Annotated in this window: 9 protein-coding genes and 2 pseudogenes; 1 reads left to right on the top strand and 10 read right to left on the bottom strand. The window is 58.3% G+C overall.

Annotated elements, in window-relative coordinates; genetic code table 11:
• A partial coding sequence (locus ACI3K0_RS30365) for a transposase (RefSeq protein ID WP_029869893.1) occupies window positions 1-187 on the bottom strand: 187 nt, incomplete at its 3' end.
• Between the two features lie 181 nt (window positions 188-368).
• Here ACI3K0_RS30365 and ACI3K0_RS30360 point away from each other — a divergent pair.
• The gene (locus tag ACI3K0_RS30360; protein WP_404946953.1) at window positions 369-1238 is read left to right on the top strand and encodes a flavin monoamine oxidase family protein; all 870 of its coding nucleotides are present in this window, start codon (window positions 369-371) and stop codon (window positions 1236-1238) included.
• Between the two features lie 185 nt (window positions 1239-1423).
• Here the strand turns inward: ACI3K0_RS30360 and ACI3K0_RS30355 are convergent, their stop codons facing one another.
• From ACI3K0_RS30355 to ACI3K0_RS30315, 9 genes and pseudogenes are all read right to left on the bottom strand, one after another.
• Entirely contained in the window at window positions 1424-2149 is a 726-nt protein-coding gene (locus ACI3K0_RS30355) for an SDR family NAD(P)-dependent oxidoreductase (RefSeq protein ID WP_404946952.1), read from the bottom strand.
• Between the two features lie 604 nt (window positions 2150-2753).
• Complete coding sequence (locus ACI3K0_RS30350; protein ID WP_206829357.1) at window positions 2754-3959, bottom strand: MFS transporter; 1206 nt, start codon at window positions 3957-3959, stop codon at window positions 2754-2756.
• A gap of 170 nt (window positions 3960-4129) precedes the next feature.
• Entirely contained in the window at window positions 4130-5332 is a 1203-nt protein-coding gene (locus ACI3K0_RS30345) for a hypothetical protein (protein WP_206829358.1), read from the bottom strand.
• A gap of 769 nt (window positions 5333-6101) precedes the next feature.
• Complete coding sequence (locus ACI3K0_RS30340) at window positions 6102-7442, bottom strand: cytochrome c (protein ID WP_210349141.1); 1341 nt, start codon at window positions 7440-7442, stop codon at window positions 6102-6104.
• 114 nt (window positions 7443-7556) lie between these two features.
• Window positions 7557-9821: a xanthine dehydrogenase family protein molybdopterin-binding subunit gene (locus ACI3K0_RS30335; RefSeq protein WP_206829360.1), complete on the bottom strand. Its 2265-nt coding sequence runs from the start codon at window positions 9819-9821 to the stop codon at window positions 7557-7559.
• Window positions 9818-10279 (bottom strand): (2Fe-2S)-binding protein, encoded by a 462-nt coding sequence (locus tag ACI3K0_RS30330; protein WP_206829362.1) that lies wholly within the window; start codon window positions 10277-10279, stop codon window positions 9818-9820. Before ACI3K0_RS30330 ends, ACI3K0_RS30335 begins: the two co-directional genes overlap by 4 nt.
• Before the next feature lie 409 nt (window positions 10280-10688).
• Window positions 10689-11201 (bottom strand): annotated as a pseudogene (locus tag ACI3K0_RS30325) (transposase); the annotation flags it as partial.
• Window positions 11202-11529: 328 nt separating this feature from the next.
• Window positions 11530-12261: pseudogene (locus ACI3K0_RS30320) on the bottom strand (membrane-bound PQQ-dependent dehydrogenase, glucose/quinate/shikimate family); the annotation flags it as partial.
• 79 nt (window positions 12262-12340) lie between these two features.
• A complete protein-coding gene (locus ACI3K0_RS30315) occupies window positions 12341-12808 on the bottom strand; it encodes an Hsp20 family protein (RefSeq protein ID WP_206829366.1) in 468 nt (155 codons plus the stop codon).
• Window positions 12809-13432: the final 624 nt, after the last annotated feature.

Genomic DNA, 13432 nt, shown 5'->3' with positions numbered 1-13432 from the left:
CCCGGTCGCGATAGCCGTTACGCTGGGCCAGTCGGAAGCCATTCTTCTCGCCATAGCCCGCACCGGTCTTCGTGCCGACCTCCAGCGCCATCAGCTTCTCGGCAGCAAAGCCGATCATCTCGCGCAGTAAATCGGCGTCGGCGCTCTTCTCAACGAGTGAACGCAGGTTCATCATGTCGTCGGTCATCGGTGGTGTCCCTCAGGTTGGCTCTAAGCAACCCGACCCTACCGGAAATCACCGATGGCTATGAAATCCAGCTACACCACTCCATGGGACACGATCTCAACGTGAGGCACGGGCTGCGCTGAACGACTGGGAAAAACGTCTTCCAGCGGTGGTGCCACAAAGCGACCGGGCAAGCGACGCGATGAGTGAGGACGCTCCGTGGAACACCTATATCCGGTCAATCTGTGGTTTTTCAAACGGCGTCTCTCCAGACCGGATGTCAGCAAAGGACTATCTGGCGTATGACGCTGCGTGCAGCTATCGAAACTGGCGTGTCCCCTCAGGCATGGGCACCCTGATTTCCCGCAGTTTGCCGTCCCATTCGGCTGTAAGCCTTTCCACGCCGGTGACGGCCATAGCCGAGGATCCGCAAGGTCTGCGTATTGCGACGGCGAAAGGTGACATTCGCGCGCGTACGGCTATCTTGACCGTATCGACCAAGGTCCTGGCGGGAGACGCGATCAGGCTGCCGAACGATCTCGACCCGTGGCTGGACGCCGCCAGCCACCTACCACTCGGTCAGAACGAAAAGCTATTCCTGCTGGCCAACGACCCTCTGTTCGTAAGTGAAACCCATTTGTTCGCCGATCCGGCAAACCCACTCGCCTGCGATTTCTACATTCGTCCCTTCGGCCGGCCGGTGATCGAATGTTATCTTGGGGGTGATAGCGCACGGGTCATGTCAGAGGATGGCTTGGTCGCTGCCTTTACGCTTGCGATGGATCAGCTTGCCGATCTTTTCGGGAACGGCGTTCGATCGAAGCTCAAGCCACTCGCTAATTCGAACTGGTCACGCCTCGACCGGATCGGCGGAGCCTACAGTAGCGCCTTACCGGGCAGGTCAGGCGCAAGAAGCCTTCTCGCAAAGTCGTGGAAAGAAAGGCTCTTCTTTGCAGGGGAAGCCACCAACCCGGATGACTATGCAACCGCGCATGGCGCACATGCTAGCGGGGCGCGCGCCGCAAACGAAGCCATAGCAGCGCTGGCTCGACATCGCGATGTCGCGGCATAGCTCCAGAGAATGGGGCGTCCATCGGAATTGAAGCAGATGCCTGCAGTTCAAGACGGGCATGTGTTGCCCGCAGCGTATAGCGGTGCGCGCGGTGTCGAGTCCGAGAGCTTCTGCTCGACGTCTGCTGACTTATCCGGCGACCCTTTTAGGGCGTTCGATCGCGTGCCTGGGCGATACGCCCCTCCTCAGCCTAGCGAGGCCCCGGTACGCTTTTCAAAGGCTGCGATCAATGCGTCTTGCGCCTTTTCGTCATAAACGCTGGAGTTAACGCTGGTTTCCTCCTTCTGATGAAAGAGAAATTTGCCGGTCATCTGGCCGGCAGGACCTGTTCCCTCGCTCAACTGGACCTGCGTCATGTAGCCGGCACGGAGATTGTCCGGCGCATACGGACCGTTGTGAAAGCCCATCACCGTTGCTACCCAGCCCGGCGCCACTGCGTTGACACGCAGGTCTGGACGACGGCGTGCGACCGCCGTGGCCAATGTCGCCATGTGGAGCTTGCTGTCGTTATAATTGACGTTCGTGCCGCCACTGCGAACCTCGTGGAGCTTGAGGTCTCCGCCCAGGTGGAGGGAGGATGTGAGATAGATCATCGCTTCCCGAGGGGTATCGACAAGACTGGTCAAAAGGTAGGGAGACAGGGAGTTTGCGTTAAGTATCTCCGCATCAGGAAGGCCATACTCGCCCGAATTGTGAATGATGACATCGAATGTGCCCAGCGCGTTGATTTGCCCAGCCAGTGAGCGTGTTTCGTCAAGGTCCAGCAGGTTCCCGATGACGACGGCGTCCAGGTCGCGCCTCGCTTCGGCAGCGCGCTGCTCGTTACGCGCGTGGGCAACAATATGATGACCTCGGCGCAGCAGATGCGCGGCGGCAAGCTGTCCCAGCCCAGCAGTCGAACCGGTAATCAAGATGCGTTTCCTGCGTGTCTCGTTCGACGGACGGACGTTTGCCTCTATGTATCGCAACTCATCGGCGACTTGCTGTGTATTATAGACGCCCACACCGAACCGATCCCCTCTGACCGTGGGCCCTGAGCCTGGCTGCGAGGCTGCAGCGAGCGCGAACCGGGGAGCGGTGTATCCGTCCAGTCCACAGATTCCAAACGCAGTGGCGGAAAGAATGAGGTTGCGTCTGCTCATATTGGTCACGACCACTTTCCTTTTTCAGATAATGCTCAAACAATAGACCTGAACTCTTTCCGCATTAATCGCCCAAAGCAGCATGTTGCTATGAGGCAAGCTCACGAATAGAACCAACCCGGTTGCGCTTCCCTGGCCCTCTGATTAACGAGCTCGCGGGGCTGACGAAGAGACCTGTCCCGCTGGACGACCGTCAATCGGAATATGTGAGAAGTCTTTGTACACGTCGCCCTCAACACATGGGCGTGCCAACCTAGGCCTCGCAGTTCCAGCAAACGGGTGGATACAAGGTTTGCGACAATGGCGAGGCGCATGCCGTCGCCAATGTGCTGGTAATATCGTGCCGGATTCGTTTCCGACTTCTCTACCGGGTTCAGGGCGCTTGGAAAGCTGGCTCAGCCTTGCGCGCCGTTTGCATCGCAAGCAACCCTGCGACCAGGAGCAGTAGCGCGCTGACGCCGAAGGTTGCGACATATCCGCTGCTGTCAAAGAGCACGCCACCAACGACCGCTCCGAAGGTGATTGCCAATTGGACCACCGCTACCATCAGGCCGCCGCCGGCTTCCGCGTCCTGCGGAAGTGTCCTTGCTATCCAGGTCCACCAGCCTACGGGCGCCGAGGTTGCGAACAGCCCCCACAGGGCGAGCAGGACAGCTGTCACAGCGACGCCGCCGGCAGAAAAAATGAGTGCCGCGGCGATGAACGCCATCAAGATCGGAATGACGATCAAGGTGCGATAGAGACCATCCGTCAGGAACCGTCCAATGAGGACAGTCCCTATAAACCCTGTGACTCCCATCCCAAGCAGCAGCAACGAAAGAGTGGAAACATCGACGTGCTCAACGATCTCGAGGAACGGCCGCAGATAGGTGAACAGTGCAAATTGGCCCATGAAGAAGATACTGACGGCGGCCATGCCCAAGGCCACGATCGGCTGCTTAAGAAGGTTGAACACTGCGACGGGGCTTGTCCGGGATGCCGTCTTCATGGATGGCAGGCTTATCATCTGCCACACGAACACGATGACGGCGATCGGAACGACGAAGAAGAACGCTCCGCGCCAGCCGATCAGACCCCCCAAGAAGCTGCCGAGCGGCGCGGCAATCACGGTTGCTAGTGCGTTGCCACCGTTGAGGATGGCAAGTGCGCGCGGAACTTTGTCCGAAGGCACAAGCCGCATGGCGGTTGCGGCAGACATCGACCAGAACCCGCCGATCACGATGCCGATGAAGGCGCGACCAAGCATGAATATCTCATAGTTCGGCGCGACGGCCACAACTGTTCCAGAGACGATCATGACGCCGGTAAGCGCAAGCAGGAGGCGTTTGCGATCAATATTTCCGGCGATTGCCGAAATGAAGAGGCTGGTCAGTACTGCAAAGGCGCCGGATACGGAAATTGCCTGTCCGGCTTGTCCTTCTGTGACGTGGAGATCGGCGGCAATTGGTGTCAACAAGCTGACCGGCATAAATTCCGATGCGATGAGCGCAAAGGCGCCAAGCGAAAGTGCGAACACACCGCCCCAGGCAGCGGTCGGGCTTTCGACAGCGTCATTGTCAATAGAAGTAGTGGCCAGCATTTAAATTACCTTATGTTTTGTTGCATGCGGACGACCTAAAGCGATCGCGGCACGCAATGCCTTCGAGATTAAAATGGTGTGGGAGGCCTTGCCGCCTCTTTACCGCTGTCGCCGTCACGCGCCCTCCCGCCCACACGACGTACGCCCCTAGCGGGTCAATACTTCAGCGATCAACGCAGGCCGGTGAGCACGAATTTCTGCACACGGCGCCCGGTCCCGACTTCAGTGACATACAGGTTGCCTTGACTGTCGGTGTCGATCGAGTGCATCCAGGTGAACTGGCCCGCCTGCCGACCGATGCGGCCGAAAGAGCCAAGTACCTCGTGGCTCGAGCGCAGCAGGATCCAGATGCGTCCGTTCATCATGTCGCCGACGTAGAGATACTTTTTGTCCGGCGAAAGCGCGATGTCAGTGACGGTACCAAGCCCGCCGGTCTTGCCTTCAATGGCGATATTGCGCACGAAGGTCAGCTTACCGTCCGCGCTCAGGTCGAACAGCTGGGCGCGGTTGTTCTGTCGGTCGCATACATAGATCTGTCCGTCACCGGTCGGCACGGCGCAGTGGATGATCGTGCCGAATTCACGCGCTTCCGGGTCGGGCCCGCTGCCCGATGTGGCCTGGCTCTGATCGAAGTTGCCCTGGCGCGTCTGAGACGCAGGTGCCGAGCCGTACGCACCCCAGATTCCGAAAGCTTTTCCGCTGGACGCGTCAAATCCGAGAAAGCGGCGGTTGATGTAGCCATCGGCTACAATTACCTGATCGCCGATGTGACTGACATCGGATGGATTGCCGAGGTGCTCGCCATCTGCGTTTCCACCGGTCTGATCCCGACGCCCAATCTGCCGGATGAACTTGCCCTCGCGCGTGTAGTTTACCACAACATGGTCGCCTCGGCCTATGCCGGCGAACCAGAGAGTTCCATCGCTGTCGACGGAGATACCGTGGAGGCTGATCGGCCACTGGTTAACGCCGTCGATGGTCGGCGCAGACTCCGGGCCGCCAAATCCACCTAGAAATCTGCCGTCTGAACTAAAATGCGCAACTGGCGGAGCCGCACGGCAGCACAGGGCGATCGGTGGTGATTGAGCAAGGCCGTTGTCGGTATTGGTTAGCGAGTCGGGCCTGTGCACAAGCCAAACACTATCGTCACTGTCCACCGCCACGCCACTGACCTCGCCCCAGAGCATGGTGTCAGGCATCCTCGGCCACGCTGCATCGACGGAAAAGCGCGGAACCGCGCTCCCGGGGGGTGCGACAATATCCTCATCGATCGACACAAGTGCCGGAACCCGCGGCGTGACAGACTGTGCATAAGACGGCACGGCGAGAAACAATTGAGAGACACAGCCGATCAGGATGGCGAAATTTCGCATTGAATATTCCTTGATTTAAGTCGTAGAGGGGCCCTGGAACAACAGCTGCAAAGCGTTTTTCCGATCTGCGGGGCCGAGCACTCCAGCGGTAACGCGCCGATACCTGCGCAGCACGCTGACGTCATTCGGCAACCTACCCGCCAGAAGGGGTGAGGACTACCCTGCCCATGGTGCATGCGATTATGAAGTCTACTCATCAATATCCGCAGCTGCCGAACATCCGGACAAGCAACACAGTTCGGCGCAAAATGCCGCCCGTAGCCAAAACCTGGTCTGGCGTACCAACATCGAGACGAGCATCATCGCAGATTTTGACCTCGCTGACCGGAACTCCGACCTGCTCGATCGACGTCCTGTGCCCCGACGAAGACTTCGGGCTGTTGAACCGCGTGGTCAGATCCTTGTAAGATCGGCGACTATTTCCTCCACGCCCAGCCACTCCATTTGGATCAGCCGCGAAGGAACATCTCTACCGGGCGTAGAAATGGGTGAATGCGTGCTGATCAATTGTGTAGGGGTTGAACGTCGACCGCCGAGAATTCGGTCGCGATCAAAAGACGCGAAGCGACATTTGGACAACCGCGTTTCGATCGGCAGTTCGCTGTTTGGTCCGCAACCTCAGCCATTCGTGCGACCATCCTGATCGTTTGTACAAACAGGTCGATATCGCGGTGGGGTCGAAGGGCGCCAGGATAAATCCTGGCGCCCTGGTCCCTGGGTGAGTACGATAGGCTCAATGACCATTATCGTGCTTGGGAGGCAGGGACGATTAGCGCATCTGTAGGACGATTGGATTGCTGCTCGCCGGATCGGTGTGCTGTCGGAGTGCCTTGACGTCCTCCTCCTTCACCGCACCGCCGTGATTGCCCCAGGATGAGCGTACGTAGGTGAGGACATCGGCAATCTCCTTGTCCGTCAGTTGTTCGCGGAAGGGCGGCATCCGGTAGGCGTCCGGAACTCCATTGGTAACGACCCTTCCCGACCCATTCAACACGACGTTGACTTGCGAGTCGGTGTGCTCGATGAGCGAAGAGGCAGCACCTGCAAGCGGCGAGATCCACTGGTTCTGCCCGCGACCGTCCGGGCCATGACAGAAGCCGCAGCGCGCGACATAGGTCTGAGCTCCTGGGGTGCGGTTGCCGCCAGCCACTGGTGCCGATGCCGCGACATAGGCCCACGGCTTTCCGTCGGCTGACGGGTCGCCTGGAAGTGACTTCAGATAGTGACCGATGGCCCGCAGATCCGTATCGGTCATGAACTGCAGCGAATTGTTGTAAGCCTCGGTCATCGAGCCGAATACGACAGCGTGCTGATTGCGGCCATTCTTCAGGAACTGGTAGATATCCTCCTCACTCCAGCGGCCAAGACCCGTATTGTGGTCCTGACGCAGGCTTGGTGCGTACCAGCCGTCGAGCAGTGCACCCGACAGGAAGGCGGGGCTTGATTCATCGAAAGCCTTCTCATTCATCGTCACGCTGCGAGGCGTATGGCAGGCGCCGCAATGTCCGGCAGCCTGCACAAGATAGGCCCCCCGGTTCCACTGCTCGTTCCTTTCAGGTTTTTGCGCATAGACGCCTCCATCGACGAATACGGCATTCCACAGCGCCAACGGCCAGCGCATGTTCAGCGGCCACTCGATACCCGAGGGCCTGTTCGGTTGGTTGGCGGGTTCGACCCTGTTCATGAAGAATGCGTAGAGCGCTCCGATGTCATCGTCCGTCATCTTGACGTAGGAAGGATAGGGCATTGCCGGGTAGAGCCGGCGCCCATCAGGGGTGACCCCATGGCGAACGGCCCGATCGAAATCCGCAAGCGAATAGTTGCCAATACCGGTTGCCTTGTCCGGTGTGATGTTCGTCGCGAAAATCGAGCCGAGCGGCGTTCCCATTTCTAGGCCGCCGACAAATGGTTTGCTGTCCGGCGTGCTGTGACAGGCGACACAGTCGGCCTGCCGGGCGATCATTTCACCGCGTGCCAGGAGCTCCGGTGCGGCGTTGGAATGTGCCGCTGCGCTGTCGAAGGGGGACGAGGGTGTGCGGTTCACGAACCAAGTCACACCGCCGACCACGACGATGGCAATGCCAAGGAAAGCGACGAGTATTTTTCTCAAGGACAATCATCCCCTGTAAGGAGCCTTTGTGCGAGTGACACCGCCAGCTCACCGCTGGCTGTGTCACTGATGATGCGCATCAATATCGGCTGGAACGCCAAACGAAGATCTTCGTCAGCTCGTGAAAGTGTAGTGGGATAACGGCATGCTGCGAACGCGCTGACCGGTCAGGGTTGAAACGGCATTTGCCACCGCTGGAGGAACGGCCGGCAGGCCTGGCTCACCTACTCCGCCCATCTTTTCACCGCTCTCGATGATCCTCGTGTGCACGCGTGGCATACGGTCCGGCGACAGGATCGGGTAGAGATCGTAATTGCGAGCGAACGGCTTGCCGTTTTCGTAGACAACTTCCTCCAGAAGGACTTGAGACAAGCCCAGGGCGACGGCCGAGTTGATCTGCGCATCGATAATCGCAGGGTTGACGATACTGCCCGGATCGATCGCCTCCCAAAGGTCGTGAACCACGACTTCTCCAGATCGAATAGACACCTCGGCTATCGCCGCGGTGTGGCTGCCGAAAGGAGATGCCATGCCAATTCCACGCGCGCGTCGTGTGCCATCTTGCGCGGTGAATGGACCGCGCTTCCACCCGCCCGACATATCGGCGGCAGCCTTCAAAAGATTGGTCAGGCGGGCATTGTCTTTAAGCAGCTGCAAGCGCAACTCATAGGGGTCCTTACCACCTTTGTCTGCCAGTTCATCAAGAAAGCACTCGTAGAAAAAGTCATTCATCGAGTTGCCGACAGACCGCCAGTACGAAAGCATCGTCGGGTTTTCGACGTAGACCTGGGCGATGCGTTTGTTGGCAATGGAATAAGATTTCCCGGTTAATCCTTCGACAGCGGACTCATCGATTTTATCAGGGTTATGACCGCTAATGCCCTCGGTTGGTCCCTCACAAATACTCACTGCCTCCAACGCCACCGGCATGCCGGTATCATTCAGCGCACCACGGAAACGCACCGCTGCCATTGGTCGCAATGTGTCGCGCAGGAATTCTTCCTCGCGGCTCCAGATCAGTTTGATCGGCCGGCCGGTTTCCTTCGCAAGCTGGATCGCCTGTCTATAAGGGCTGGCGGCAACATAAAGGAAGTGTCTGCCGAAAAAGCCACCGAGCAGCGGGCTATGAATGTTTATCTTCGAAGCGTCTAGACCCGTGCTCTTGGCAATATCGGCCTGGAACATCTCGGGCGCCTGATTCGGCATCCAGACATCAAGGGTGCCATCCTCATTGAATCTCGCAAGAGCCGAGGGCGGCTCAAGCTGAGCATGATTGAGATACTGGCTATGGTAGGTGGCGGAGATCACTTCCTTCGCGGAGGCAAGAACGCCTGGCGCGTCGCCATCCGTCTCCGCTTCCTTGCCGTCACCGGGCTCCTTCGCAAGACGGTCGGCAAATGCCACCGTCGAGAAGTCGCTCGGCATGATACGTCCACCTTCCACGGCCGAGGTCCCATTGGCTTCCTGCCAATCGACCTGGAGCGCTTCGGCGGCACGCTTTGCGGTCCACCAACGTTCTGCGACGACTGCGACCGCTCCCGGCAGCCGGTGGACGGATTGGACGCCGTTCATCGCCTTGACCGAATCCTCGTTGCGGATGGTACCAACAGACATACCCAGGCGCGGCGCGTGCTGCACAGCCGCGTGCAACATTCCGTCCACCTTGCAGTCGATGGCGTAAACAGCGCGGCCGGTCGATTTATCAAGCACGTCGAGACGCTGAATGGGCTTGCCAATCCAGCGAAACTGGCTGCGATCCTTCAGCTTCACCAAATCGGCGCCCGGGATAGGAAGATCCATCGCGTCCGGGGCGACTTCGCCGTAAGACAGCGATCGGCCGGAAGCGGCGTGGATGACGCGTCCCGGTTCGGTCGTCAGTTCACCGACTGGAACCCCAAGCCGCGTCGCCGACGCCTGAACAATCATCAGACGGGCGGACGCGCCGAGATGGCGCATCGTATCGTAGCTTAGACGGGTCGACATGCTGCCACCGGTGATCCGCATGCCGTTGAGGATAATCTGATAATCCGGGCCTGCCGGTGCATTCTCGACCGTGAACGACGTGGGATCGAGGTCCAGCTCTTCGCCAACGATCTGGGCCATCGCCGTGAAGATGCCCTGGCCGCCTTCGACGAAGGGGCTCATCAGGCGGGCCGTGCTATCCGGGCGGATTTCGAGAAATGCCGGAACGCGTGTTCCAGGCACGACTTTGGCGGCAGCTTCCTGGGCACGCGCGGAACGAACAGGGATGCCGAAGCCGATGATGAGCGCTCCGGCAGTCGCGCCGGCGGAGGCCAGCATAAAACCGCGACGGGAAAGATTGACTGGCGGGCCGGAGACAATCTCCGTATCTAAAGCCTCGCGGAATATCTCATTCATAGAGATGCCTCCTTGCGGCCTGCGACGTCATTTACCGCCGCCTTGATGGCGTTGTAAGTCCCGCAGCGACAGAGATTGATCATCGCCGCAGCAATATCGTCGTCGCTCGGGTTCGCCGTTTCTTTCAAAAGCGCGGTCGCAGCCATCACCTGGCCGGACTGGCAGTATCCGCATTGCGGAACCTGATGCGCAACCCACGCGGTGACGACACGTTGGCCGACCTCGTCATTTTCTATCGCTTCGATCGTGGTGATCTTCTGGCCCGCAACACTGTCTAAAGGCGTTACACATGAGCGGGTGATCTGACCGTCCACGAGAACGGAACAGGCGCCGCATTGGGCAAGGCCACACCCATATTTCGTGCCAGTGAGACCCAGTTCGTCGCGGATGACCCAGAGCAGCGGCGTGTCCGGTTCAGAATTTACGTCGTAGATTTGATTGTTGACCTGGAGCTTCATAACCTAGCTGGCCTCCATGTTTCCCGGGTAAGATATGGCCTCGCGGATAGCCTCGTGATTTCTAGGCCACTAGTTCTTCGCTGTTCCGCGCGCGAGTTGATCGTTTACAATCACTCTAATCGCTCGCCATGATAATAGCCGCTGATCGATTGCGGTCATGAGCTTAGTTTCTGAATGTTGTCGTCCGTGCCGACCTTATCAGACCCCAACTTCCCATTTCGAGAACGGGAAAGCCGAACGTCAAATCTTGTCCGGCACCTGTAGCGGCAACACTCGCAGCGAATTCCAATCGAATGGGGATCTCAGAATACCACGCCAGGCCGCCCACGCATGCCGTCTGCCAGCAATCCGCTTGAGCGTTATCCACCGCATCGGGTCGATACTCGCCTGCGATCCGGAGCTCGATTGCGCCTTTTTCGACAAGGCCTTTGGCGTAGTAAGCGAGGCAGTGCTGCGGATGTATCTGGCCACGACCTCCCTATCGAGGAGCACGATTGGCTCGCTACTGTCCTCGCCGCTTCGTTACGCCCACATATGATGTGCTGGTGGCTTCCTTGTCCTTTTCCTTCAGGATCAGAACACAAGTCTCGTTGCCATGAATGAGGACTGCGACCCAGCCGGATTATCAGCGTATCATAGATGCGGTGCGATGCCTTTCGCTGGAACCGATCACCCAGTTGGCATGAGCGCCACGGCTGATCGGAACGCCGGCCCGCTCGAATGTCTGAGCCACACGGTAGAGCGGTGTGCCATCGTCGTATTATTGGACCAGCAAGAAGGCCAGCGTTGAGGTGGTTGCGATGCTTCTCGGCATAGGCTGGGTCGGCATAGGCGCGATCACGACCGGCGTATTGATCCCGGAGCGGCCGCATTGGCGACATGCATATTTCAACCGCGCATTCTGCAGGACTGAATACATCACTTACTGCCATGAAGTTAGCTCATGTGTCGTCGAAGATGCCTTCGGACCGGCGATCTGGGCAAGGCGCTTTATGGGGGAATGGATTGGCCGAATGGGCTCGCAGCCGCAGCAGAACAAGAGTAAGTATCCCGGCAGCACCAGCATGCGCGATTATGTTCGGTCGCCTGTAATGATGAGGTTGTTTCAGGGTGGTGTGCTTGGCGTAGCTATGGATAACGACTTCAGGCGTGACTAACGCGCCCATTTCGCAGCCATGGCAAGGCGAAGCTTCGCGGTGGGATAGTAGAGGCCCCGGCCGATGATTTATCGGCCGGGTTTCAGCTATTCGCTACTTAGGCAAAGCATAAGCGATAAGGTAGTCGCCCCGATCCGCAGATCCACGCGTCCCACCAACGGAGATGACGACGTATTGACGTCCTGTAGCAGGTGAAAGGTAAGACATAGGCGTTGCCTGCGACCCGGCGGGCATGCGAGCCTTCCACACTTCCTGACCAGTCTCCGTGTCGAGTGCACGCAGGTAGTAAACCATCGTGCCTGCGAAGAATGTCAGCCCTGAGGCGGTAGTGATTGGTCCTCCAAGGGTCGGCATTCCAATCGGGATCTGCAAGCCGGTCTTGATACCAAGGGGGCCCATATCCTCAACGGTTCCGGCCGGCACTTGCCAGACGATCTTGCGTGTCACCAGGTCTATAGCCGAGAAGGTGCCATAGGGCGGCTGCTGGCATGGAATGCCCAATGGTGACAGGAAGTCCGTGAGGCTAAGGGCGTATGGGGTTCCGGCTTGGGGGGCAAATCCCGTTTCGGTCTTGCCGTCCGGTCCTGGATTCTTGACTTCGCTCCGGGGAATCAGCCTTACATATTGCGGCAGGCGGATGTCGTTGACGATCATATATCCTCGGGATTCATCGACGGAGACACTGCCCCAGTTCATACCACCATAAGAGCTGGGATAGTCCAGGCTAAGCGTCGTACGCGGGGGTGTGAACTCTCCCTCGTAGCGAGCGCTTTTAAACTGGATCCGGCAATACAGCTGGTCGAACGGCGTGGCACCCCACATCCAAGACCTTTTGGTCGAACGTGACCCGGTCACGACCTGAGGGCTATCAAGCGAATGCCCTCGCCGACTGCCAGGTCTTTGCTCAGGCAACCTGACGGTCGGTTTCCAACCGAAGCGGCTCGTTAGACGATGCAACGCCGATCTCGATCTTGCGTGGCTTCATCACTTCCGGCACCTCGCGCTTGAGAGCGATCGTCAGCAGACCGTGGCGCAGATCGGCACCTTCCACCCTGACGTGATCAGCAAGCTCAAACTTCCGCTCGAACGAACGACCAGCAATGCCGCGGTGGAGATATTCGCCCTGGGGCTCTTCGGCTTTGCCGCCTTTGACGAAAAGGACATTGCGCTCCTGGGTGATATCCAGATCGCCGTCGCCGAAGCCGGCCACAGCCATCGTGATGCGATAGTCGTCTTCACCGGTCTTTACGATGTCATAGGCGGGCCAGGTGTCGATTGCATTCAGGCGCTGCGTATTACTCAGCAGGTTGAACACACGGTCAAAGCCAATGCTCGAGCGGTACAGCGGGGCAAAATCAAGTTCAGTTCTCATAACCATATCCTCCGTAAAGCAACATGGAAGGGGGCGGTGTACCCGCTTCCTCGGTCAACCGACGCCCTCATTGGGCCGTCGGCGCCGATCGATTTGGTTTCTAGGATTTCTCCGTTCAAGACCTCTTGGAGAAATTTTTCGAGCGGATCTGGTGGCGTCTTGTTCGTCGCAAATTCCATCCTATTTCGATGCCCAATCCTCGACTTGGGAGCATCGAGATGGACGACTTAGCCAGTGACGGATTTTTGGACGCTGATGTGGAACTTTTACCGCCGGAGCATATCACTGAATGCGAAACGGCTATCTGCGCTTGTTGTTGTCGTCAGCGCCCGCGCTCCATGATGGACGAAGATGGCTGCGGCATTTGCGATGAATGTCTGGCGCCTTGAACATGGGGTAATCGCGGACGCCTTCCCCGAAGACATTGCCTAACATTACAGTTGCGATTTTTTGGTTAATTCTGAATCTATAGGTCTCCATGATTCGGAGGTCATGGATTGTTGGTTTCCACGCAGAACTGATGGAGTGGATGCCCCCTCCCGACGGCATCGCGATGTGCCAAAGTGATGTTTGCAACAACGTCACTCAGAGGAGAGAGCATCCATGAATGAAGTTAGCATTGTA

It is taken from the genome of Rhizobium sp. ZW T2_16, assembly GCF_044987325.1.
GTDB classification, from domain to species: Bacteria; Pseudomonadota; Alphaproteobacteria; order Rhizobiales; family Rhizobiaceae; genus Neorhizobium; species Neorhizobium cellulosilyticum.
The sequence above is the reverse complement of the archived record's forward strand: the minus strand, read 5'-3'. Positions and strand labels throughout refer to the sequence as shown.